This window comes from Bacillus sp. BPN334 (genome assembly GCF_008368885.1).
Classification (GTDB): domain Bacteria; phylum Bacillota; class Bacilli; order Bacillales; family Bacillaceae_G; genus Bacillus_A; species Bacillus_A wiedmannii.
Window position 1 is genome coordinate 158370 of the sequence record NZ_QOZW01000007.1, and the last position, 22621, is coordinate 180990.

General features: G+C 35.6%; 25 protein-coding genes and 1 pseudogene. 9 read left to right on the forward strand and 17 right to left on the reverse strand.

Going from position 1 to position 22621, the window contains the following annotated elements:
- Positions 1-64 precede the first annotated feature (64 nt).
- The 7 genes from DN393_RS11595 to hutP all read right to left on the reverse strand — a co-directional run bounded on the left by DN393_RS11595 (position 65) and on the right by hutP (position 8832).
- Complete coding sequence (locus DN393_RS11595; protein ID WP_088047022.1) at positions 65-1192, reverse strand: alkene reductase; 1128 nt, start codon at positions 1190-1192, stop codon at positions 65-67.
- A 918-nt stretch (positions 1193-2110) separates the two neighbouring features.
- Positions 2111-2572, reverse strand: coding sequence for a CarD family transcriptional regulator (locus DN393_RS11600; protein ID WP_170771247.1), 462 nt, complete (start codon positions 2570-2572; stop codon positions 2111-2113).
- Positions 2573-2854: 282 nt separating this feature from the next.
- The gene (hutG, locus tag DN393_RS11605; RefSeq protein WP_149173517.1) at positions 2855-3826 is read right to left on the reverse strand and encodes a formimidoylglutamase; all 972 of its coding nucleotides are present in this window, start codon (positions 3824-3826) and stop codon (positions 2855-2857) included.
- Positions 3805-5076, reverse strand: coding sequence for an imidazolonepropionase (hutI, locus tag DN393_RS11610; RefSeq protein ID WP_000887534.1), 1272 nt, complete (start codon positions 5074-5076; stop codon positions 3805-3807). The genes hutG and hutI overlap by 22 nt, the downstream gene beginning before the upstream one ends.
- A 12-nt stretch (positions 5077-5088) precedes the next feature.
- Complete coding sequence (gene hutU / locus DN393_RS11615; RefSeq protein WP_000416701.1) at positions 5089-6747, reverse strand: urocanate hydratase; 1659 nt, start codon at positions 6745-6747, stop codon at positions 5089-5091.
- 23 nt (positions 6748-6770) lie between these two features.
- Entirely contained in the window at positions 6771-8288 is a 1518-nt protein-coding gene (gene hutH / locus DN393_RS11620; protein ID WP_149173518.1) for a histidine ammonia-lyase, read from the reverse strand.
- Positions 8289-8391: 103 nt separating this feature from the next.
- A complete protein-coding gene (gene hutP / locus DN393_RS11625; RefSeq protein ID WP_000926520.1) occupies positions 8392-8832 on the reverse strand; it encodes a hut operon transcriptional regulator HutP in 441 nt (146 codons plus the stop codon).
- Positions 8833-9026: 194 nt separating this feature from the next.
- On the opposite strand from hutP, the pseudogene DN393_RS11630 reads away from it, so the two are divergent.
- Positions 9027-9974: pseudogene (locus DN393_RS11630) on the forward strand (class I SAM-dependent methyltransferase).
- Positions 9975-9987: 13 nt separating this feature from the next.
- Here DN393_RS11630 and DN393_RS11635 read toward each other — a convergent pair.
- Both DN393_RS11635 and DN393_RS11640 read right to left on the reverse strand, forming a co-directional pair.
- On the reverse strand, positions 9988-10560 hold the full coding sequence (locus DN393_RS11635; RefSeq protein WP_064477010.1) for a DJ-1/PfpI family protein: 573 nt from the start codon (positions 10558-10560) through the stop codon (positions 9988-9990).
- A complete protein-coding gene (locus DN393_RS11640; protein WP_149173519.1) occupies positions 10557-11144 on the reverse strand; it encodes an AAA family ATPase in 588 nt (195 codons plus the stop codon). Before DN393_RS11640 ends, DN393_RS11635 begins: the two co-directional genes overlap by 4 nt.
- 244 nt (positions 11145-11388) lie before the next feature.
- On the opposite strand from DN393_RS11640, the gene DN393_RS11650 reads away from it, so the two are divergent.
- The gene (locus tag DN393_RS11650; protein ID WP_000262403.1) at positions 11389-11685 is read left to right on the forward strand and encodes a hypothetical protein; all 297 of its coding nucleotides are present in this window, start codon (positions 11389-11391) and stop codon (positions 11683-11685) included.
- Between the two features lie 104 nt (positions 11686-11789).
- Positions 11790-12221, forward strand: coding sequence for a DUF2621 domain-containing protein (locus DN393_RS11655; protein WP_000889390.1), 432 nt, complete (start codon positions 11790-11792; stop codon positions 12219-12221).
- Between the two features lie 71 nt (positions 12222-12292).
- On the opposite strand, the gene DN393_RS11660 is transcribed toward DN393_RS11655, so the two are convergent.
- The 3 genes from DN393_RS11660 to DN393_RS32400 form a co-directional block, all read right to left on the reverse strand.
- Positions 12293-12799 carry a CcdC family protein gene (locus DN393_RS11660; RefSeq protein ID WP_001028637.1) on the reverse strand — a complete coding sequence of 169 codons (507 nt, stop codon included), beginning with the start codon at positions 12797-12799 and terminating at the stop codon, positions 12293-12295.
- A gap of 90 nt (positions 12800-12889) precedes the next feature.
- Positions 12890-13597, reverse strand: a complete 708-nt coding sequence (gene ccdA / locus DN393_RS11665; RefSeq protein ID WP_001152684.1) for a cytochrome c-type biogenesis protein CcdA — start codon at positions 13595-13597, stop codon at positions 12890-12892.
- A 16-nt stretch (positions 13598-13613) separates the two neighbouring features.
- On the reverse strand, positions 13614-13757 hold the full coding sequence (locus DN393_RS32400; protein WP_087944407.1) for a peptidase T: 144 nt from the start codon (positions 13755-13757) through the stop codon (positions 13614-13616).
- Between the two features lie 325 nt (positions 13758-14082).
- On the opposite strand from DN393_RS32400, the gene DN393_RS11675 reads away from it, so the two are divergent.
- Both DN393_RS11675 and DN393_RS11680 read left to right on the forward strand, forming a co-directional pair.
- Positions 14083-14991 (forward strand): EamA family transporter, encoded by a 909-nt coding sequence (locus tag DN393_RS11675; RefSeq protein WP_000947017.1) that lies wholly within the window; start codon positions 14083-14085, stop codon positions 14989-14991.
- An 88-nt stretch (positions 14992-15079) separates the two neighbouring features.
- Positions 15080-16225 carry a M20 peptidase aminoacylase family protein gene (locus tag DN393_RS11680; RefSeq protein ID WP_088047021.1) on the forward strand — a complete coding sequence of 382 codons (1146 nt, stop codon included), beginning with the start codon at positions 15080-15082 and terminating at the stop codon, positions 16223-16225.
- A gap of 37 nt (positions 16226-16262) precedes the next feature.
- On the opposite strand, the gene DN393_RS11685 is transcribed toward DN393_RS11680, so the two are convergent.
- The 3 genes from DN393_RS11685 to DN393_RS11695 all read right to left on the reverse strand — a co-directional run bounded on the left by DN393_RS11685 (position 16263) and on the right by DN393_RS11695 (position 18768).
- On the reverse strand, positions 16263-17207 hold the full coding sequence (locus DN393_RS11685) for an ABC transporter permease (protein ID WP_000482782.1): 945 nt from the start codon (positions 17205-17207) through the stop codon (positions 16263-16265).
- The gene (locus tag DN393_RS11690; RefSeq protein ID WP_142315368.1) at positions 17200-18111 is read right to left on the reverse strand and encodes an ABC transporter ATP-binding protein; all 912 of its coding nucleotides are present in this window, start codon (positions 18109-18111) and stop codon (positions 17200-17202) included. The genes DN393_RS11685 and DN393_RS11690 overlap by 8 nt, the downstream gene beginning before the upstream one ends.
- Before the next feature lie 108 nt (positions 18112-18219).
- Entirely contained in the window at positions 18220-18768 is a 549-nt protein-coding gene (locus tag DN393_RS11695; protein WP_103655064.1) for an ABC transporter permease, read from the reverse strand.
- A 172-nt stretch (positions 18769-18940) separates the two neighbouring features.
- On the opposite strand from DN393_RS11695, the gene DN393_RS31505 reads away from it, so the two are divergent.
- A complete protein-coding gene (locus tag DN393_RS31505; RefSeq protein ID WP_064477016.1) occupies positions 18941-19540 on the forward strand; it encodes a hypothetical protein in 600 nt (199 codons plus the stop codon).
- 63 nt (positions 19541-19603) lie between these two features.
- Here DN393_RS31505 and alsR read toward each other — a convergent pair whose 3' ends face one another.
- Positions 19604-20509 carry an acetoin biosynthesis transcriptional regulator AlsR gene (gene alsR, locus DN393_RS11705; RefSeq protein ID WP_098103267.1) on the reverse strand — a complete coding sequence of 302 codons (906 nt, stop codon included), beginning with the start codon at positions 20507-20509 and terminating at the stop codon, positions 19604-19606.
- A 152-nt stretch (positions 20510-20661) separates the two neighbouring features.
- On the opposite strand from alsR, the gene DN393_RS11710 reads away from it, so the two are divergent.
- Positions 20662-21027: a CidA/LrgA family holin-like protein gene (locus DN393_RS11710; RefSeq protein ID WP_000872362.1), complete on the forward strand. Its 366-nt coding sequence runs from the start codon at positions 20662-20664 to the stop codon at positions 21025-21027.
- Positions 21024-21701 (forward strand): LrgB family protein, encoded by a 678-nt coding sequence (locus DN393_RS11715; RefSeq protein WP_048565873.1) that lies wholly within the window; start codon positions 21024-21026, stop codon positions 21699-21701. The genes DN393_RS11710 and DN393_RS11715 overlap by 4 nt, the downstream gene beginning before the upstream one ends.
- Before the next feature lie 11 nt (positions 21702-21712).
- On the opposite strand, the gene DN393_RS11720 is transcribed toward DN393_RS11715, so the two are convergent.
- The gene (locus DN393_RS11720) at positions 21713-22126 is read right to left on the reverse strand and encodes an NUDIX hydrolase (protein ID WP_088047016.1); all 414 of its coding nucleotides are present in this window, start codon (positions 22124-22126) and stop codon (positions 21713-21715) included.
- Between the two features lie 141 nt (positions 22127-22267).
- Between DN393_RS11720 and DN393_RS11725 the strand changes: the two genes are divergently transcribed.
- Positions 22268-22468 carry a DUF3903 domain-containing protein gene (locus tag DN393_RS11725; RefSeq protein ID WP_000624205.1) on the forward strand — a complete coding sequence of 67 codons (201 nt, stop codon included), beginning with the start codon at positions 22268-22270 and terminating at the stop codon, positions 22466-22468.
- Positions 22469-22621 lie beyond the last annotated feature (153 nt).

The following is a 22621-nucleotide window of genomic DNA, read 5'->3' on the forward strand; positions in this document are numbered from 1 at the left end:
GCTTCCTCCTATGAAAATCCATAATAAAAGGAGAACACCTAATGTGTTCTCCTTTTATCTTTATTCAAATTAAAGTAGCAAGATGCTCTTTCGCATCATATTCAACTAAACTTTCAGCATTTTTAATTCGATGAACAAAATCTGGATTAGCTATTAAAGGTCTTCCGAATGCCACTACATCAATTGTTCCTTCTTGCAACGCTTCTTCAGCCTCTTTCGGATTTAAATTCCCTACTCCTACGATCGTACCATCCCAATATTTTCTTACTAATTGATGAAAGTTTTTTCCGTCAGCAATAACTGCCGTATAATTCATCGTTGAAGGGTGAATCATCGTTAATCCAACTTCTTTGAACATAGTTACAAACGTTTCAATTGCAAGCTCAGGGTTTTCCCACATATAAGTAGGATTATCACCTTTGAAAGCAGAGAAGCGAAGAAGTGTTTTATTAGCTCCAACAGCTTCTATTACAGCCTCCGTTACTTCTTTCATAAACGTTAACCTTTCCTTTAAGTCTCCGCCGTATTTATCAGTACGCTTATTCGCAAACTCATAAGTAAATTGATCGATTAAATATCCGTGTGCACCGTGTATTTCTACTCCATCAAATCCAGCTTCGATCGCGTTTTTCGCGGCTTGTGCGTATTGACCGATCACTTCTTGTATTTCTTCTAACGTCATTGCTTCTGGCGTATCAAACGGTTTACGAAAACGTGGAACATTTCCCTCTGCAGCGATAGCAGACGGTGCTTGTGGCATTTGCCCACCAATTATTTCGTGATGACTCATACGTCCAACATGCCATATTTGAGCAATAATCGTTCCGCCTTCTTTATGTACTGCCTCTGTAACAGGCTTCCACGAATCGATTTGTTCTTGCGTATAAATTCCTGGCACTCCCGGATTCCCTTTTGCTCTTGGGCTAATGACGATTCCCTCTGTAATAATTAATCCAACTTCATCAGCTGCACGCTTTCTATAGTACTCGACTACATCAGTACCAACGACTCCCGTTTCATGATTCGCGAAACATCTCGTCATCGGTGCCATTGCTATGCGATTACGAAGAGACCAAGATCCAATTTGAATCGGGTCAAATAACTTCGTTTCTTCAATATTTTCAAAAGATCCCCAAGCGTTTATATTTGTTCCTTCATAAATACTTGCTGCTTTATTATTTGAACTTGTCATTTTTCTTCCCCCTAAAAAATTCTTACTATAATCGCATCATACTTACTTTTAGATAGTAACGTCAATTTATACGCTCTTATGTAGAAATATTCGCATAATAAAACTAACTGTTTTTTAACTTTAAGGGTTCTGGTATTCAAGACTCTTACTGTCTATTTTTATATTCAGTAAGTGGATGAGAAAAATACTTGTTAAGTGGATGTTTTCTTTTCTTCTAGTTTTATTACTATAGAATATATTGGTAATTGTTTTTCAAACTATTTACTAAAAAAACGATTTCCACTGTACTATATTCAAACTTACAGTTACGAGGTTTCAATCATTCATTTGTTTTTTATTATACAAACAAAAAATTTTAGGAACGAATAAAAGACTCCTACATAGTTGAAAGTATTTTTTCTATTTATCCGTTCCTAATCCCCATGAAAAAAGGAGCTGTCATATAGTCGATAATTCGACTATATGACACTCCTTTTTAGTTGACCGTATATGGCTAACAATTCATTTATCTCTTTAATATAAAGAATATAAACAATTATTATCTCTTCACATATAAAAAATTCCTTAGCAGTAGAAGTGAGAGTGGTTCAGTATTCTTCTAAAAATAATAACTTATAAACCTAAAACAATGAAAGCCCTACCTCTCTTTCATCCTTACGGCTCCTCGTCCGTGCCAGTGTGAATCAGGATTGCAAAAATCAAGTAACTATTCTATCGAAGTGTTTAATTAAACTTCGAATATTCGTAAAGAATTTAAAAAATAAAAATGGATTTGATTGTAGTAATAACAAAAGAGGTTAATGCTCTAAAAGTGGTTTGAAAGAATTGAATGTCTTTGAAATGATTAATTCTCTATAATTATGTTCCCAAAAAATTCAAAACCTTTTTTGGGATCTAATACATTATTTGTAATGAATCTTAACAAAAGCTTTTTATTTGACTTTCCGTGATACCTTCAATTAATCCCAGTTCACTAATCAAAAATTCGTGTGCGTTATCTAACATTTTCTTTTCGCTTGCATTAAGTGCTTTTTCTTTCTGCATACGTAATAAATCACGTACAACTTCAGCACCTTCTTGTATTTTACCCGTCTTTATTTTATCAGTGTTCAATTTATACCTTTGTTTCCACGTAAGTAATCTATCAGATTCTCCATGTTGAAAAATATCCAATATGTGTGCTATTGCCGTTATATCCGTGACTGGTCGTATATTTGAGCTCAATATTCTCCCTGCCGGAATCATTACTTCCATATTACTACCCGACATTTTTATAACATAATATTGTTGTTTTTCTCCTGTGATTTCCTTCTCTTCTATGGCTTTAATTATACCTGCTCCCTGCATTGGATAAACAATGTTATCGCCAATTTGAAACAAATAATCCACCTCCATATATGGTAACCTTCTCAATCTTAACACACAATCAATTTTTTAGCAAAATTTTTATTTTATCATAAAATTATTTTTAATGTCAATCCTTTCGAACTAAGAAAATAAATTCGTAAAATATCACTAACAACCCACAATCTTATTACCTTTTTCCACACATATATACATTCTAATTTCACCTTCTCTTTTTACATAAAAACACATTACTACATATAAGTAGTAATGTGTTTTTTATACGGAACCGTTAAACATTCCCTATTGATTTCACGCCTATATACTAACCTGCTTACGGACTGTCTCTCTCGCTAAAAGAAAACTCATAATCACTTGCGCAGCTACTCGACTCGTCATATCTCTGAAATCAAGGCTTGGATCAATTTCTACTATATCCATCCCTTGAACAAGCGGTTCTTTACCAAGAAATTCAATCGCATCAAGTAAAGTCGTACTATCCATACCGCCAGGACCAATTGCTGGACAACCTGGTGCAAATGCTTGATCTAGTACATCCATATCAAGAGAAATGTAAATAGAAGTCACGCCTTGCTTTCTTAATACTTCAATACTTTCTGTGATGATATCTTTGATTTGTCGCTCTCGTACATCTTTCATTGTATACACTGTCACGCCATGTTTTTTTGCATATTCATGGTACGCTCGTGCATTTGAAAAATTACGAATTCCGATTTGAACGAGTTGTTTTCCTTTAATGACATCATTTTCTAGCAAACTACGGAACGGTGTACCATTTGATGGGCCACCATCATCTAAATTACGTAAATCATGATGGGCATCAAATTGAATAACACCGACCTTCCCTTTACTATTTGCAAACCCTGTTATACTTGGAAAACTAATCGAATGGTCACCACCAAGAACGATTGGTATCATGTTCGGATTTACTTTCGTTACATGACCAACTGTTTTCGCAATGCGCTTATGACTTTCTTTTATATCAGTCACATGCATCGTAATATCGCCGCAATCATATAAGACACTTTCTTTCATATCATGTTCTTCTGTAATTGCGTACGTGCTATATGCATCTAACATTGCACGAATTGTTTTTGGCGCAAAACTTGCTCCTGAATGACTAATAGATGGTTTAGAAAGGGGTGCTCCAATTAAGGCAGCACCGAATATTTCCAAGCCTTCCTCCCAATCTTTAATCATCTCACTCCATTTCGTCACTTCACGATCGATAAACTTTGCATTTTTCTTTAAATAGTGGCCGTGCTCCACGATTGTTCACCTCTTGTATATGCGATATTACCATTCTTCCATACTGTATTTACATGACTCACGCCGTAATGATACGGTACGTAAGCATAATTGTAAGCATCCCATAAAACTAAATCTGCCTTACGACCAACTCTAATCTTTCCAGCTACATCACCTCGATTAATTGCGTAAGAAGAATTAACTGTTACGGCATTCCAAACTTCTTCTGGTGTCATTTTCAGCTTGAGCATTGCAATGCTCATAATAAGCTGAATGTTCTCAGTTGGACAACTACCTGGGTTAAAGTCTGTAGCCAAAGCAACTGCAACACCTTCATCGATCATTTTACGTCCACGAGCAAAGCTTTCTTTATTTAAATAGAAAGTTGTTCCTGGTAATAAAGTAGCTACTGTATTAGAGTTTGCAAGCATTTCAATTCCTTTATCAGAAGCGCCCACTAAATGGTCCGCTGATGCTGCACCAATTTCAGCCGCTGCTTCTGCACCACCAAGAGGGTCAATTTCATCTGCATGAATTTTCACATCAAAGCCAAGCTCTTTCGCTTTTAATAAAAACTCTTTTGATTCTTCGACAGAGAACACACCTGTTTCGCAGAAAATATCAACGAATTCAGCTAATTGCTTCTCTTTCATTTCTGGTAGTAGGTCTAACATCCATTGTAAAAATTCTTTCGATCTACCTTTATACTCTTTCGGAACTGCATGAGCACCTAAAAATGTGGAAACTAAATCGATTGGATGCTCTTTTTGTAATTGTGCAGTTGCCTCTAATTGTTTCCATTCCGTCTCATCATCTAATCCATAACCACTCTTCGCTTCTACAGTGGTAACTCCGAAAGATAACATACGGTCTAAATGGAATTTCGCTTTTTGAACAAGTTCTTCTCTCGATGCCTGTTTCGTTGCATTTACAGTTGAAAGAATACCTCCGCCTTGTTCTAAAATTTCTAAGTACGGAACTCCTTGTAATTTTAGGGCGATTTCATTTTCACGAGATCCACCAAATACAAGGTGAGTATGCGGATCAACAAGACCAGGAGAAACCATTTTCCCTCCGCAATCAATAACTTCTTTCGCTTGTAATCCTTTCGCTTCTTCCGCTGTTCCAACGAAAGTAATTACGCCATTTTCAATTCCAACCGCACCGTTTTCGATAACAGGAAGCGTGTTCATCGCTTCCCGTCTTAACAAGCCATCTTCTTGATCCATTGTTAGTAATTGACCGATATTTATTAGTAAAGTGTCCAGCATGTTTTCTCCTCCTTATTTCATCATCGGAATGTTAACGCCTTTTTCTTTCGCAGTTTCCACAGCTAAGTCATATCCTGCATCAACGTGACGAACAACACCCATACCAGGATCAGAAGTTAATACGCGCTCAATACGTTTTGCTGCTGCTTCTGTTCCATCTGCAACGATAACCATTCCAGCATGAAGTGAATAACCCATACCAACGCCACCGCCGTGGTGAACAGACACCCAGCTCGCACCGTTTACACTGTTAATTAATGCATTTAAAATTGGCCAATCGGCTACTGCATCACTACCGTCTTTCATCGCTTCTGTTTCACGGTTTGGAGATGCTACTGATCCGCAATCTAAATGATCACGACCGATAACGATTGGTGCTGATAATTCACCATTTGCCACCATTTCATTAATAATGCGACCAAATTTCGCGCGCTCGCCGTAACCTAACCAACAAATACGAGATGGAAGACCTTGGAACTCAACTTGCTGACGAGCCATACGAATCCAGTTACATAAATGCTCATTATCCGCAAACTCACGTAATATTACTTCGTCTGTTTTATAAATATCTTCTGGATCACCAGAAAGTGCTACCCAGCGGAATGGTCCTTTACCTTCGCAGAATAATGGACGGATAAATGCTGGAACGAATCCTGGGAAATCGAATGCATTTTTCAAACCTTCATCGAAAGCAACTTGGCGAATGTTATTTCCGTAATCAAATGTAATTGCGCCTTTTTCTTGCATAGCAAGCATTGCTTCTACATGTTTTGTCATACTTTCTTTTGATAATTGTACGTAACGTTCTGGATCTTCTTCACGAAGTTTCGCTGCTTCTTCTAATGTGTAACCTACTGGAATATAACCGTTTAATGGATCATGAGCAGATGTTTGATCCGTAACTAAATCTGGCGTAATATTGCGCTTCACTAGTTCTGGTAAAATCTCTGCCGCATTTCCTAATAAACCAATTGAAATTGGTTCTTTCTTCTCTTTATACTCGTTCGCAACCGTTAATGCTTCTTCTAATGATTCTGTATACATATCACAATATCTCTTTTCAATACGACGATCGATGCTGCGCTTATCAACATCAATAGCAATGACAACACCGCCGTTCATCGTTACAGCAAGAGGTTGTGCACCACCCATACCACCTAAGCCAGCAGTAAGTGTTAATGTACCTTTTAATGAACCATCGAAATGTTGACGTGCCGCTTCGCCAAACGTTTCATATGTTCCTTGTAAAATACCTTGTGTTCCAATGTAAATCCAGCTACCTGCTGTCATTTGTCCGTACATCATAAGACCTTTTTTCTCTAGTTCACGGAAGTGATCCCAGTTCGCCCACTTCGGTACTAAGTTTGAGTTCGCTAAAAGAACGCGAGGTGCATCTTCATGCGATTTAAAGATTGCAACTGGTTTTCCTGATTGAACAAGTAATGTTTCATCGCTTTCTAACGTTTTTAATGAATCTACAATCGCATGGTAGCTTTCCCAGTTACGAGCTGCACGGCCAATTCCGCCATATACAACTAATTCTTCTGGTTTTTCAGCAACTTCAGGATCTAAATTGTTCATTAACATACGAAGTGCAGCTTCTTGAACCCACCCTTTCGTTTGTAGCTCTGTACCTCTTGGCGCGCGAATTGTTTGTTTAACTTTTTCCATTTCAATCTCTCCCTTTTCTCATTTTATAGTGTTGCGTTTACATCTAATCTTTCTTTTATCGAATAATTCGTTTTTAACCAGTGCGTAATATTTTCAATATCCGTTGAGAATATGCGATCATTTGTAATAGAAGGTACTTGTTGACGACCTTGATGGTAGAAGCTCTTCGTCACTGTACTCATGTTTTCAATACCGCGATATTCTGCTGCTTGCATCGCGCAAATCATCTCAATTGAAAGAACACGTCTTACATTTTGAATAATTTGATGTGCATGGCGTGAAGCGATTGTTCCCATACTTACGTGATCCTCTTGGTTAGCTGACGACGGGATTGAATCAACACTCGCTGGATGTGCTAACGTTTTATTTTCAGAAACAAGTGACGCTGCAGCGTATTGCATAATCATTGCACCAGACTGAAGTCCTGGTTCTGGACTTAAAAATGGAGGTAAATCATTTAATTGCGGATTTACTAAACGCTCAATACGACGCTCTGAAATATTTGCAAGTTCCGCCATTCCTACCTTTAAGAAGTCCATCGCAAACGCAATCGGTTGACCATGGAAATTCCCACCCGAAATTACTTTTTCCCCACCATCAAAGATTAGTGGATTGTCCGTTGCTGCATTCATTTCAATTTCTAATTTTTCTTTCACATAATTTAAAACTTGCCAAGAAGCACCGTGTACTTGCGGGATACAACGAAGTGAATATGCATCCTGTACACGTAGTTCTCCTTGTTTTGTTGTTAATTTACTATCATGAAGGATGTCACGAATTCTGCTCGCTACTTCCACTTGCTCTTTATAACCACGTGCTTTATGAACATTTTCATCAAATGCATCAATAATGCCTTGTAATCCTTCAATTGTCATCGAAGCAATGAATTCAGCTTGATACGCCATTGCTTCTGCTTCTATATAAGAAAGAACTCCTTGCGCTGTCATCGCCTGCGTACCATTGATTAATGCCAGCCCTTCTTTCGCTTCAAGTTCAATCGGTTCAAGACCTTCTTCTGTAAGAGCAACCATCGCATGAACTCGTTTCCCCTTATAGAACACTTCACCTTCGCCTAATAATACAAGCGCAAGATGAGATAAAGGTGCTAAATCGCCACTCGCACCAAGTGACCCTTGTTGCGGAACGACTGGATGAATTTTACGATTTACAAACTCAAGAAGCATATTTACAACAAGCGGTCTAACACCAGATACTCCTTTAAGCATCGTGTTCGCTCTTAAAATTAACATACCGCGTGATACTTCTTCAGGGAATGGATCACCTATACCGCATGCATGTGACTGAATTAAATTGTGTTGAAGTGCCTTTACATCATCTTTTTGAATAAGCACATCACTGAACTTTCCAAATCCAGTTGTAATACCGTAAACGACTTTTCCGTCCTCTACAATTTTCTCAACAACTTCGCGGCACTCCGCCACCTTTTGCATACTATTTGGACAAGCTGTTACACCTTCCCCTTCAAGTAACAACCTCTTCATTTCTTCAATTGTCAATGTGTGTCCTGTTAACGTAATCATTCTTTTTCCTCCTTAAAAAGGCAAAAGGGGACCTTATCTTTTTAAGACAGACTTCTGTCCTAAAAAAGTAAGGCCCCCTTCTAACTAATAGACTATGGGCAAATCATATGTGATTAATTCCTAAACCAATCGCCTCATGCTCAGATCCTTTTACAGGTGCACCAATCGTTCCATATAATGCAACAGCAACCCATTCGCCTTCTTTTTTTCCGTCGTATGGTCTACCGCGCACAATCGCAAAGCGAAGTCCTACTGTACGAAGAACGTCTGCTAACTGAATTTGACCTCTCGTCACTCCGTACAAAGCTTCCATAATTGCATGATAAAGTGCATGTGTTTCTCTGTAAACATCTGTTTCAATAACTTGGGTGCTCTTAGCCGCTGTTTCCATTGCTGCTACAACTTTTTGCGAATTCATCGAACCCACTTTCCCCGTACAATACTTCCAACCTTTTGGAATAGATAATACAGGGCTTTCATTCTCATCCGCAAGTGCCAACAACATGGCCATACGACCAATTCGATGTGTTCCTTGAAGAAGCATGTGACTCTCTCATTTCTTTTAATTATTTGAATATTTCTTAATTTAAGAATATATGAAAACGGTTAAATCGTCAATAGTTTAAACTCACATTCGAACAATTTTTTCATCCCCTCCATTTGTGTACACAAATTATTTACACGAATTTTTCAGGCGTGCTATAGTCTCACTAACAGATGCAAAGGGGCGAGATTTCATTGGCAAAACGAAAAGATATTCATTTTCGAATTGAAGAAAAATTACTTGAAAGGTTTGAAGCTGCACTCCATTACGAAGTTTTAAGGAAAACCGACGTATTAACACACGCGATTCAGCAATTTTGCACGAAGGTGGAATGCGAAAAAATGAATGATGTAAAACGCCAATATAACGTAAGCAACCATTTACAGACACGTATCGATACGCATAAACATTACGAAGAAAAACAAGTAAATTTAGATGAACTCGTCATGGAACATTTACAACTTCAAGGAGAAGAAAAAATATTAGAGGTTGGGTGTGCTAATGGAAATTTTCTTTCCCTTTTACAAACTAACGGTCATAAAGGCCAACTAACCGGTTTTGATCAATCGAAAACGATGCTTTCTGAAGCCGCAATAAAGAATAGCATAATTGAATGGAGACTAGGTGATGCTGGTAAACTTCCTTTTGAAGCTAATCGCTATGACTGGGTCATCGCAAGACATATGTTATATCACATGAAAGATGTCGAAAAAACAGTTCAAGGATTCCATAAAGTAATTCGTCCCGGAGGCTCACTTTTAGCTACAACAAATTCTGACGTTACATTACCTCGTATAGTTGAAATGTGTAACCGCATGTTAGACGCATTTGATTTACCGAAAACAACATCTTCAGTCACTCCATTTTGTTTAGAAAATGGTAAAGAAATATTACAATCTGTTTTTCCAACTGTTTAAGAAGCAGTTATTCATAATGCTCTCGTTTTTCATCATGCTACTCCGATTGTAAACTATATTTCTAGCATGTTTCCATCGCTAAATATACCTGATAATACATATCTTCACGCCGAAATGAAGGAATGGCTAAAAAAAGAAGTAGAAAATGAATTGTCACTTCATAACGGTATATGGCGCGACCCGAAAACGTTAGCCATTTATCGATGTCAAAAAGAAAAAAGCTAGCAAATGCTAGCTTTTACACATTCTCATGTAAAAGTTTCTCCATCATCATATTGCCCTTACCACCGTAAAAATTTATATTATGTTCGTTCGCTACTCCAAAATAAGAGGCAACTGCTATTCCGAATGGTACAAATGCATGCCCCTGTGCTGTAATAATATTTGAGTGTCGCACAACTTCTTCATACACAAAATTTTCTACTGGAAAACAATCTAACTTTTGATAATCTATAGTCGCTGTATAAGAAATCCCTTTAAATAAACCTGCTCTTGCTAACGCATACGGTCCAGCACAAATCGCAGCTACTAATTTTTCTTTTTCAGAAAATTGGCGAATGACTGAAAAGAGAATATCTGCGTCTTTCATATGTACTGCGTCTCCCCCTGGAATGATAATCCCCTCATATTCATCTACACCCACTTCACTTAATTCTATATGCGGTTGTACTTGCAAGCCTGTTTCACTTATAATCAACTCTTTTGTTAAGCCCGCAGTAATGATTTCATATTTCTTTTTCAGCAATGCTGTTGCTACTGTTATTTCAAACTCCGCAAATGTTGGGTATACGAATAATAATATTTTTTTCATAGTCCTTTCTCCTTTAACCAGCCCATAAAATATGCTTCTAACTCATCCACTGTTAATGTATTCGTGTCCACATAAGTTACAGGAAATTGTTTATACCATTCTTTTTCAGTTTCTACTAATTTAAATTGTTCTTCGAATGTACTTCGATTTCTTGCCCCGTCATTATTTTTTCTATCATATAAATTTTCTTTCGAAACATCTAAATAAAAAATTGCATCCGAACAGCATTCTCTTAATTTATACAATTCATCTTTTAATTCTGTTTCTATATCCCACTCTTTCCCTATCACTTTCGGATAAAAGAGTGTATAAAATTCAATATCTTCTGGTCCGCGATCAAAAATCACGACTGAATCTTTCACATTTTGAAACTCCTTTATTTTTGCTTCCATAAACATTTTTTGCTTTATTATAAATCCTTCTTTTGAATTCATATCCAAATTTAATTGTTTTCGCTTTTCTACAATTGGATATGGATTTTCATATATAACTGAAAGCCCACATCTCTCTAACCTTTTAGCCAATGTTGTTTTTCCGCCTGCCATCGGTCCTTGGAGTGAAATTACATATGCCATTCCTCTCATTCCCTTGCATTTTATTATATCTATAATATACAGAATTTTAAAAACTATCAACGGAATATATATCATCTTGTTTCTTATTCTTATCTAACTTATAATAAAAATAGAGATTATGACGGACGCATCAATAATGTAAGCTTGGAAATCCAAGCTTACATTATTTTTTGCTTTCCCTTTTCTAATAAAAAGAGTATACTAACTTAGAACGTATGTTCTTAATGATTACATACAGTAAGGAGATAGAACAATGGTATACGATACAAAAGCAATTTCTTGGAATGAGTCTTTAAAACAACTTCAACGCCGCTATACAAACAAACAAGTTGATCGAAAAGAATTTGAAGATATTGAACTGATGGAATTCTTCCGCGATAACGACTACATTTCTTTACCTACACATATAAGCGGCCTATCAACAGCACGTTTTACTTCTTACTCTATTTTCACAACTGAAGATAAAGATCGTAAAGTTGGCACATTAATCATTGAATATGTAGAAGATGATAATAATAATTTATGTGTTGAACAACTATACTTTGTTTAAATGATAACGCTTGGTCAAAATGACCAAGCGTTCTTGCTTTCTATGAATATCACTGTTTATAATATGAATAAAAGAAAACCGCAATCATTAAGGGGGGGATAAGCTTGCTCGAAGGATGGTTCAGTTGGTTCATAGTGCTATGGACTGTTATTTTATTAGGACTTATGTCTATCGGTGGATACTTTATGTTCAGAAAATTCCTAAAACGATTACCTAAAGAAGATGGTATGTCCATTTTAGATTGGGAAGAGCACTATATTAATAAAACTAGACATTTATGGGATGAAGAACAAAAACAATTGTTAGAAGAGCTCGTAAGTCCTGTTCCAGAACTATTTCGCGATGTTGCTAAATCAAAAATTGCTGGCAAAATCGGAGAACTGGCATTACAAGAAAAAGCCTCTCAAATTACACAAGATTTAATTATTAAAGGATATATTATTGCTACACCGAAACGTGATCATAAATTTTTAGTAAAAAAACTACAAGAAAAAGAGATTGATTATTCTAACTATAAATCTTTACTCGCAAAGTAACTTCACATTATTTTCAATAAAAAGGACAGCGCCTTTGACGCTGTCCTTTTTATTTTATACATATAACGTTTTCAAGTTAGCTTCATATCTTTTTCATTATAAAAACCATCTTCTTTTTCCATTTCCTTCTGTAATTTCGTAAAGGAACGGTACATAGCAATTCTCCATGACACAATCATCGCGAACGCCAGTAAGAAGAACATGCCACTAAGTTGTCCTAAATCAAGAGACTGACTTAAGTATGTTTTAAATACAATTCGCACGACAAGTAATCCAATTAATATAAAAACAAATGCTTTTGAACGCTTCAAATAAATCTCTTGTCCTCTAATTTCAAATTTAGATGTTTTAATAAGAAAAATAGAGAAAAACAAACCGACGCCAATTGCTTCTAACATTTCTGCTGGAGTTAATCGAAATTCAGGAAAAACAAACATCAACGCTCCCGTGCTCATAAAAAATGGTGGAAGTATAATTTTTTTCAATGTTGCCGGTTTCTTAGCTGCTTTTAAACGAATAAACATCGCACCAACAGCCATACAAACAGCAACGATACTGGATAAAACAACTATGTTCATATTTTCTCATCCTTTTTTGTGGCTATATGCAAAATATACTTTCATTATATGCTTTTCCGTTAGTATTTCCAACATTTTCACAGAATAATACTAAAAACCGGTAAAACCACCAAATAAACTTGAGAAATATACGATAATTTTCGTCATCCAGTTAAAATATAGGAAGATACCCATGACAATCATAACGTATCCCCCGATTTTCATGAATTTCATACTATTTCTTTTAATCCAAGACATTTTCGTAATAAAGAATGATAGCACGAAAAATGGGATAGCAAACCCAAGTATGTATGCTATCATATAAATCATTGCTGATTCTGGATTTGTTGCTGCTAATCCAATGACAGACACTAAAATAGGTCCAGTACAAGGCGTCCACCCGGCAGCAAAGGCCAATCCAATTAGAACGGATCCAAAATAGCCACTCGGACGATTTTTAAACGTAAATTTACGGTCTTGCATTAAAAACTTCGGCTTAAACACACCGACAATAATAAGACCGAACACGATGATAAATATACCACCTAACTGTCTAATTAAATCTTTATAATTTGTAAAGATGCCTCCAATAAAACTTGTACCAAACCCAATTGCAATAAATATAATTGAAAATCCAAGTAAGAAAAACGCTGTATGTATCATACTTCTTTTACGAAGCATTGCATTTTCTTCTTTCAACTCAGAAACCGACATACCTGTTATGTACGATAAAAATGCCGGATAAAGCGGTAAGCAACATGGGGAAATAAATGATAAAAATCCAGCGCCAAACGCTAAAAAAATACTAATATCTTGCATGATTCCACTCCTCTCCTTACATATTGTAGCAAAAACACATAAAAATACTATGAACAATTCGTGAACTCACTTTAACAACGTGATAATAAGAAAAACTCCCCTTACAAACAGTTTCTAATAAAACGTTTTCATTTCCTTCTATTATATAGAACAATCTCAATTGGACTACGAAACTTCTCTAATTGTTATTAACATAACAAAGGTAACATAGTTTCTCAAATGATTAGCACACTATAATGGACTACCCTTCTATCTCCCTAAAAAATATTTTTTTCAAATGCTGTCTTTATACAATACGAAGCTGATTTTACAATACTTTTATTATTACTAATTTCAAGATTATGCATAAATATCATACTTTTATTATTATTCTATAAAATGTCATACTTTTCTTTTATTTGACCCTTCATTTTTAATTTTGTATACTTCCCTCTAGTTATATATGTCCGTTAGGAACAATTTCATATAGATGGGAGGAATTTTTCATGCTTCGTTATTCTCTTTTAGTTTTATTAGGAGCGTGTAGTTATGGGATTTTAGCTATTTTCGTTAAACTTGCCTATGCAGACGGATTTTCACTTGGAGAGGTAATTGGCAGCCAATATTTGTTCGGTTGGATTATTTTGCTTGCTATTACTCTTCTATTTTCTAGACATCGTGTTCCATTAAAACAAGCGTTAATTTTATTCGTTGCAGGTACATCTGCAAGTTTTACTGGAATTTTTTATTATGCTTCATTAAAAACTGTACCAGCATCTATTGCAATTATACTTTTATTCCAATTCGTTTGGGTCGGAATTATTATTGAAGCAGTCGTAACAAAAACATTACCTTCAAGAGAAAAGGTTATTTCCGTTATTTTCTTACTTGCAGGTACATTTTTATCAAGTGGTTTACTAGAGAAATCAGCAGGTGATTTCGATATGACTGGAATCATACTAGGTTTATTATCTGCTGTTACATTCGCAACATACATTTTCGTGAGCGGAAAAGTTGCTGTTGAAGTACCTTCATTACCGCGCGGTGTTCTCTTAATGACTGGCGCTTTAACTTTAGTAATGATCGTATTCCCGCCAACATTTATTTTTAGCGGTGCAATTTCTGAAGGACTTTGGAAATACGGTTTAGGATTAGGAACATTTAGTATCGTTATTCCTTCTATCGCCTTTACAATCGGTATTCCAAAGATCGGTTCTGGCTTAGCGACTATTCTTGGTGCAGCAGAACTACCAGTTACAACAATTATGTCTGTATTCGTTTTAAAAGAAGCGGTGCTATCTTCACAATGGATCGGTGTATCACTTATTTTAATCGGTATTGCAATCCCGCAAATTGCCTATGCAATGCGTGGACGTTATCGTAAACATCATACACACAAAAAATTGGCAGCATAAAACGAGAGAGGATTTTCATTTGAGAATCCTCTCTTTTCTTATTGTATACTTAATGTAAATACTTTATTTAAGAAAGAAGGCATTATACGTGGCAGCAAATCTAGAGCAATTAACTGAGATGCTAATTTCTATTCGTCGAAATTTACATGAGCATCCAGAATTATCATACGAAGAATTTGAAACGACGAAGACTATAAAAAATTGGTTAGAAGAGAAAAACATTACGATTATAAATTCTAGTTTAGAAACAGGCGTTATTGCTGAAATTTCAGGGAATAATAGCGGACCAATTATAGCAATCCGTGCTGATATTGATGCCCTTCCTATTCAAGAAGAAACAAATTTACCGTACGCTTCAAAAATTCCCGGTAAAATGCATGCTTGTGGGCATGATTTTCATACAGCTGCTATTATAGGTGCCGCTTATTTATTAAAAGAAAAAGAATCTTCTCTTAGCGGAACTGTACGCTTTATATTCCAACCAGCTGAAGAAAGTAGCAATGGTGCTTGCAAAGTAATTGAAGCCGGGCATTTACATGGCGTGCAAGCTATTTTCGGTATGCATAATAAACCTGATTTACCAGTAGGTACAATCGGTATTAAAGATGGTCCACTGATGGCCGGGGTCGATCGATTTGAAATTGAAATTCACGGAGTTGGTACACATGCAGCTGTACCAGATGCTGGGGTAGACCCTATTGTCGCGTCCTCTCAAATCGTGATGGCACTCCAAACAATTGTAAGCCGAAATATAAGCTCTTCACATAATGCCGTCGTCAGTGTCACAAACATCCATTCAGGAAATACGTGGAACGTAATTCCTGAAAAAGCAACGCTGGAAGGAACTGTACGTACATTCCAAACTGAAACACGTGAAAAGATTCCAGCTCTCATGAAACGTATTATTCAAGGGGTTTCTGATGCATTAGGTGTAAAAACAGAATTTCGTTTTTATGCAGGTCCTCCTGCTGTTCAGAACGATACATCTTTAACAAACTTATCCTCTCAAGTTGCTGAAAAAATGAATTTAAATATTATCTCTCCTACCCCGTCGATGGCCGGAGAAGATTTTTCTTTTTATCAACAAGAAATACCTGGTTCATTCGTTTTTATGGGAACGAGTGGTACACATGAATGGCATCATCCAGCTTTTACAATAGATGAGCAAGCATTACCTATAAGTGCAGAATACTTCGCTTTGTTAGCTGAAAAAGCACTTAAACAATTTGCATAAAAAAGAGCCGTTAAGAAATACTTAACGGCTCCTTTTTTTAAGTTAAATCGCGTTTTAAAAATACTGTATAGGAAATGCTTAAAAATACAAATAAATATAGTAATAACATACATGAAGCAAATGGGAATGTTACTCCATCAATAAAACTTCCATTCTTTGAAATACTGTATAAATCTGTGTTTGCTGGCAATAAATATTTCGCCCAATCATATCTAGTTGCTGCTAATAATGCAATATTTCCTGATAAAGCAAGAAATAGTGAAATACCAATCGCGCCTCCACTAGATCTTGTTAATACAGAAATCATAAATGCAAACGCTGCGTACACAATGGTCGGCAACCACGATAAAATATAATACTTACTAGCTTCCACAAAAATATTTTGTTTTATAATATTTCCATCTTGGAAAATAAGCTCGCTCCATGCAGGCTGTTGGAATTTATAAATAACAAGTCCACATAAAGTGGAGAAAATCATATTAAATATAAACAATAACGCTGCAAATATCACAATTGCTAAAAATTTAGCTGTCAAAATTTTAAATCGACTCGCTGGTCGTATCGTTAAAAATTTATATGTTCCCCAGCTATATTCATTCGCAAAAATTGTACTTGCATACACGAGGATAAATGGGAGCAATATTGGAAATACGATAAAACCTGTATCTCTCATGAAAGAAAGCGGAGAACTGCTTGCCGGTGCTGTATCTGTATCTAAATGCTTCATCTTAAGCTGATATTCCTTTACAAGCTCGTCCCCAGATCGTTCCGCTAAAATAGCTTCTTTTTTCATGCCTAGCTTTTTCTCAATTTCTACAGTTCGTTCTGTATAATCGGCTTTCCATCCTTTTGTTTCCGGTTCTAAATACTTTACCGTAACCCATCCTAATCCAATTATTAATACTGCAATAACTGCAAAGGGAATAATCGTTCGCTTTCGCTTAAATATTTTATACAGTTCGTTATACACTAAATTAAACAATATCTTTTCCCCCTGTTAATTCTAAAAATTGCTCTTCTAACGTTTTTCTTTCTTCATATACACGATACACTTGAATATTTTTCTCAAGCAATGTACGAATAACATTTGGGATTTCTTCATCTTTTACAGTAATAAGTAGTTCATTACCTTTTATTAAAACATCTTGGTCTAACATTTCTGCTGCTTTATTCGCATCATCTACACGTATACGGATTGTCTCCATCTCTTCGCTTTGATTATGCTGAATATTTTGCGTCGCCACATATTCTCCGTGCTGAATAATGATAACTCTGTCACACATTAATTCAACTTCTGAAAGTAAGTGACTAGATACAAGTACCGCTTTTCCTTGTTCATGTGCAATTTTCTTTATGTACATTCTCATTTCATGTATTCCACTAGGGTCTAATCCATTCGTTGGTTCATCTAATATCAATACATCTGGATCGTGAATAAGCGCTTGAGCAATTCCTAAACGTTGTCTCATGCCGAGTGAATATGCTTTTACTTTACGGTCAATTACTTGTCCCATTCCTAACAATTTCACTACTTCATCGATACGTTTTTCTGTCACATTGCCATTCATCCGTCCAAAATATGTTAAATTTTCATAGCCGCTCAAAAATGGATAAAATTCCGGTGCCTCAATTACTGCTCCAATTTTCGAAGCCGTACTTTCAAATTGCTGTTTTACAGATTGGCCGTCAATCCAAACTTCTCCCTCTGTCATACGAATCATGCCGACCATCATTCTCATTAAAGTCGTTTTTCCAGCACCATTTGGTCCGAGCAAACCAACTACTTCACCCTTTTTAACTTCGAAACTAATATTTTCTACAAGTGTCTTTGAACCGATTCGCTTCGTTAACCGCTCAACCTTTACAATTGATTGTTCATTTGTCATACTATACAACCTTTCCTTCCCATTCTTTGTCAGGTCTTTACACTGTAACATGATTATTTTTATGTGTAAAATAGGAAAAGGCATGATTTCTCATGCCTTTCCCTTGAATTAAAATGAATTTTCATCTTGTAAACTTTGAACAAATCGAAAACATTGCATCATCGATAATAGGACGATAACGATCATAATTATACTAATAACTACTATTGCATATATTGTAATCGGTGCGCTATTTATCCCTTGTATTCCTGCTATTTTCATAAAGATAATCGTAAATAATTTCAAAAATAACATCCCATTCACTAATCCAAAAACAAACGCTGCGCCATAAATGAATAATTGCTCCTGACATAATAAACATAGTACGTTCCTATTCTCTACTACATAAGATTTAATTTCCTCTTTCCTCACTTGCAGAAGAGAAAACATTATTTTATATGTAGTAAAAATACATATAAAAATGAATATAAGAAACAGCGTGTAAAAACACATTTGAAATAAAAGTGTAGTCCCTAATTCCCCAACAATTACTTCATTAAATTGGAGCGATATCATAAAAAATAAAATCATAGTACTCATAGCAACCCACATGAATTGCTTCATCCTTTTGGCAGCAAATGTTCTTATATTTTTTCTCACTAACTGACATAAAGACATATGTTCTTCCCCTACCTCACTTCATACCATACTCATTCTATACTACTAGTGTATAAAAATATGACATTTTAAACATCGCACTACAATCTGAATTTGTTCTAAGTCTTTAGTCCTAGAAAATAAAATGAAAAAAAGAATATTCAGAATATAATTGTAAAAAAGAGAGGATTGCATGCGTATAAAATTACTATCAATCTTGTTTTTATTATTTTTCACAAGTTGTAGCCCACTGAATGATAATGAAGTAGCCTCTGTTAAACCATATAAGTTAACAAAAGAGCAATCTGAAATTCTACAAATGACTCCTATAGGAGCAGGAAATAGAATGTTTTATAATGTTGCACTCAAAAATAATAATGATGAGTTGCATGCTACAATTGAATATTATCAAAATGGTAAAAAAGTGAAAGAAATTACCAACATAGCTTCATCACATTTTTTAGAAAAGAAAATAAGACTTTCTTTCATAGCACCATATTTCCATTTCGATAAAGATGTACAAGAAAAAGGTCAATGGTATATTAATATTGACGGTGGTTCAACGCTTGTCCCTCAAGACGCTCTCCTAGGCATAAATAGTTCTGCAACTACTACAATCCAATCTACTAAAAACTTAAAATACAATCAAAAAACAATTTTAGCAGCGGTCATCCAAACAAGTAAAGAAACTGTAAGCGTCCCTACAATTGATGAAGATTCAGGTATTGATATACTCTTGAAAGAAAACGAACATGTTTATCTCTTTAGTATAGAGCTAAAAAAAGAACACTAAAGCGGAAATGCAATACTATTGCATTTCCGCTTTAGTGTTTAATGAGGTGTACTTTTGAATAACTTAATTAATCTCATCCTCAACTTCTATTCTTTTCTTCTCTCTTGCAATTTTTAAAAACTCTAAAAGCTCTGGATTGCTATTCATTTTTTTATAAGCTACTGACATTTCTGCAACAAAATTAGAATCACATAACTCTTTATATACGACTTCTGTTTTATACAATTTATTTGCCGATACAGGTATGACCGTAATTCCGATTCCTGCTGCTACAAGTCCCATAACTGTTTGATATTCCGTTGCTTCTTGTACAATGTGTGGACTAAACCCTACGTCGCGGCAAAGTGATAAAATTGTATCGTATAACGCTGGCCAGACCGGTCTCGTAATAAATACGAACGGTTCGTCTCTTAAATCTTCAATATGTATTTCATCCTTTTCAGCAAGTGGATGTGCCTTCGGTAAACATAGCGTACAAGAAAGCTTTTGAATTGGTTCTAACTCTAGTAATTGCGTTGGAATTGGCGGACGCAAAAAGCCAATATCAATACGGTTATCGTGAAGTGCATGCACCTGATCCGGTGTTGACAGTTCATGTAATGCAACAGACACTCTCGGAAATTTCTTTCTATACTCCCTTACGATAGATGGTAAAATATCATATATCGCCGCACCTACAAAACCAATTGAAAGTGAGCCCACTTCTCCCCTTTGGGCACTTTGTGCAACTTCTACTGCTTTATCAATTTGTTCGAACGCTTTTTTTACTTCTTTTAAAAACATTTCTCCAGCTTCTGTTAATTCAACTTTTCTCTTCGTTCTTGAAAATAACATAACTCCCATTTCTTTTTCTAATTGCTGAATTTGTTGACTTAGCGGTGGTTGTGTCATTTGTAAACGAGCAGCTGCTCGTCCAAAGTGTAACTCCTCTGCCACTACAACAAAATATTGCAAATGCCGTAATTCCATTTTGGACACCCTTTTCACTTTCAATTAATACATCTAATATATTAATAACATATAATTTATATATTAGACAAATTTTTCGAATGAACGTATAGTAGAAATTGTTAATTCTTTTTTACAATTTTTATGTAAAAAAAGAAAGAGGTGGGTACTGTATGAAATGGTGGAAATTAAGCGGACAAATTTTATTATTATTTTGTTTCGCTTGGACAGGTGAATGGATTGCAAAACAGGCACACCTCCCAGTTCCAGGAAGTATAATCGGTATTTTTTTATTGTTAATTTCATTAAAATTTAACCTAGTGAAAAAAGAGTGGATACAGGACGGAGCAGACTTTTTATTAAAAGAACTTATTTTATTTTTCATTCCTTCTGCAGTCGCTGTCATACGCTACAAAGATACACTATCACAATATGGAATCGATCTCATTTTAATTATTATGATTAGTACACTTTGTGTCACTCTCGCTACAGGACTCCTAACAGAATTGCTACTAAAGCGGAAAGGATCAACACAATGATCGGCTTTCTTTGTTTACTATTAACACTATTCACATATTGGATATCGAAGAAAATGTATCAACGCTGGAACTGGAGCTTACTTTCTCCTCTTCTCGTCTGCCCTATTATTTTAATTGCTTTATTACTCGGACTAGACACACCTTATGAAACATATGAAACAGGTGGTCAATGGTTAACAGAATTATTAAAGCCTGCAACAGTCGCTTTTGCATGGCCAATCTATAAATACTTTGATTTACTCAAGAAACACGGAATAGCTATCTTACTTAATGTCATTGTCGGCTCGTTTTTATCAGTTATTACTTCAGCCCTACTAGCAAATTATTTTCAAATTGATTCATCGCTAGAACATAGTTTAGCACCTCATATTGTAACGACACCAATTGCAATGGCCATTTCAGAAATGATCGGTGGTATGTCAGAATTAACGGCTGTATTTGTTGTTTTAACTGCGTTAACAGGAGCATTACTTGGACCTTCTCTCATACGTATATGCCGTATTAAAACAGCGCTCGCAAAAGGCATTATGTTAGGCACGAGCGCAAATGGAACCGGTACATCAAAAGCATTCGAAATCGGCCCTGTAGAAGGAACTATTGCAAGTTTATCTATGCTTTTAACAGCAGGAGCTAGTTTAGTTATCGTTCCACTTTTCTTATCATGGATACATTAAAAAGCAAGTGTTTAAACACTTGCTTTTTTTATTATATATTTATTTAAAATCTCATAATCCTCCGGGAAAGATAGCATTAATTCCTTCACTTCATCTATCCTTTTCCAAGCAATTTCATGTATTAACTCATCAGGATCTTGAATCTTCATACTACCGCCTATTTTTTTAACGACATAATAATGAACGTATACAGGAACTCCGTATGTAATACCTTCTTTTTCGTATATTTTATTTACAACTTCCACATTGTAACCTGTTTCTTCCCAAACTTCTCGAATACAACATTCTTCTAATGTCTCTCCCTTTTCAAGCCCTCCACTTGGAACAGACCACCTTTTTTCTTCTCCCTCTTTTCCTTGCAACACCATTAAAACTTCATTTCTTTCATTTACACATACTGCTGCACAACCTATCCATCTTTCCATATACATCCCTCCCCTACTACTATTCGTCTTCTTCTTTATTTTCCCCTTGAAAAAAGAGGAAAAAAGGAAAACGATGACGAAAACTTACATCAACTTCATAGACAATCCCTTCTTAGAAATTAAAAACGGAAGGATGAAAATATGATTTCTAAATATGTTGTGGAATGTGTCTTTTGTGAAGAAAATCGAAAACCACGCCAAGCTATCGTAACAGTTCCCGCCACTACTCAGCTACTAGCCATTGAAAAAGTGCGTGCGGAATGTAAACGTCGTTTCGGAAAAGCTTTATTATTGCAAACAGAAATTAAAGAAGAAATAGTTTTTGAACAAAAAGAAAGCTAACCATAAATTGGTCAGCTTTCTTATCCGATCATATTTTCACATGAAGATTAGGGGCATCCTCTTTAAGGATCGGGATTTCCCCATTATGTACGTTCCATAATGGTCATCGAACAATATATTTCTATGCAATTAATTATTGAATAGAATAGGGCA

What these genes read in the sequence shown, in the direction of transcription:
- DN393_RS11595 (WP_088047022.1), bottom strand. Translation starts at nt 1,192, where the DNA reads ATGACAAGTTCAAATAATAAAGCAGCAAGTATTTATGAAGGAACAAAT.
- hutI (WP_000887534.1), bottom strand. Translation starts at nt 5,076, where the DNA reads ATGCTGGACACTTTACTAATAAATATCGGTCAATTACTAACAATGGAT.
- hutU (WP_000416701.1), bottom strand. Translation starts at nt 6,747, where the DNA reads ATGGAAAAAGTTAAACAAACAATTCGCGCGCCAAGAGGTACAGAGCTA.
- hutH (WP_149173518.1), bottom strand. Translation starts at nt 8,288, where the DNA reads ATGATTACGTTAACAGGACACACATTGACAATTGAAGAAATGAAGAGG.
- hutP (WP_000926520.1), bottom strand. Translation starts at nt 8,832, where the DNA reads ATGCTTCTTCAAGGAACACATCGAATTGGTCGTATGGCCATGTTGTTG.
- DN393_RS11635 (WP_064477010.1), bottom strand. Translation starts at nt 10,560, where the DNA reads ATGAAAAAAATATTATTATTCGTATACCCAACATTTGCGGAGTTTGAA.
- DN393_RS11640 (WP_149173519.1), bottom strand. Translation starts at nt 11,144, where the DNA reads ATGAGAGGAATGGCATATGTAATTTCACTCCAAGGACCGATGGCAGGC.
- DN393_RS11650 (WP_000262403.1), top strand. Translation starts at nt 11,389, where the DNA reads ATGGTATACGATACAAAAGCAATTTCTTGGAATGAGTCTTTAAAACAA.
- DN393_RS11660 (WP_001028637.1), bottom strand. Translation starts at nt 12,799, where the DNA reads ATGAACATAGTTGTTTTATCCAGTATCGTTGCTGTTTGTATGGCTGTT.
- ccdA (WP_001152684.1), bottom strand. Translation starts at nt 13,597, where the DNA reads ATGCAAGATATTAGTATTTTTTTAGCGTTTGGCGCTGGATTTTTATCA.
- DN393_RS11675 (WP_000947017.1), top strand. Translation starts at nt 14,083, where the DNA reads ATGCTTCGTTATTCTCTTTTAGTTTTATTAGGAGCGTGTAGTTATGGG.
- DN393_RS11690 (WP_142315368.1), bottom strand. Translation starts at nt 18,111, where the DNA reads ATGACAAATGAACAATCAATTGTAAAGGTTGAGCGGTTAACGAAGCGA.
- DN393_RS11695 (WP_103655064.1), bottom strand. Translation starts at nt 18,768, where the DNA reads ATGTCTTTATGTCAGTTAGTGAGAAAAAATATAAGAACATTTGCTGCC.
- DN393_RS31505 (WP_064477016.1), top strand. Translation starts at nt 18,941, where the DNA reads ATGCGTATAAAATTACTATCAATCTTGTTTTTATTATTTTTCACAAGT.
- alsR (WP_098103267.1), bottom strand. Translation starts at nt 20,509, where the DNA reads ATGGAATTACGGCATTTGCAATATTTTGTTGTAGTGGCAGAGGAGTTA.
- DN393_RS11710 (WP_000872362.1), top strand. Translation starts at nt 20,662, where the DNA reads ATGAAATGGTGGAAATTAAGCGGACAAATTTTATTATTATTTTGTTTC.
- DN393_RS11715 (WP_048565873.1), top strand. Translation starts at nt 21,024, where the DNA reads ATGATCGGCTTTCTTTGTTTACTATTAACACTATTCACATATTGGATA.
- DN393_RS11720 (WP_088047016.1), bottom strand. Translation starts at nt 22,126, where the DNA reads ATGGAAAGATGGATAGGTTGTGCAGCAGTATGTGTAAATGAAAGAAAT.
- DN393_RS11725 (WP_000624205.1), top strand. Translation starts at nt 22,268, where the DNA reads ATGATTTCTAAATATGTTGTGGAATGTGTCTTTTGTGAAGAAAATCGA.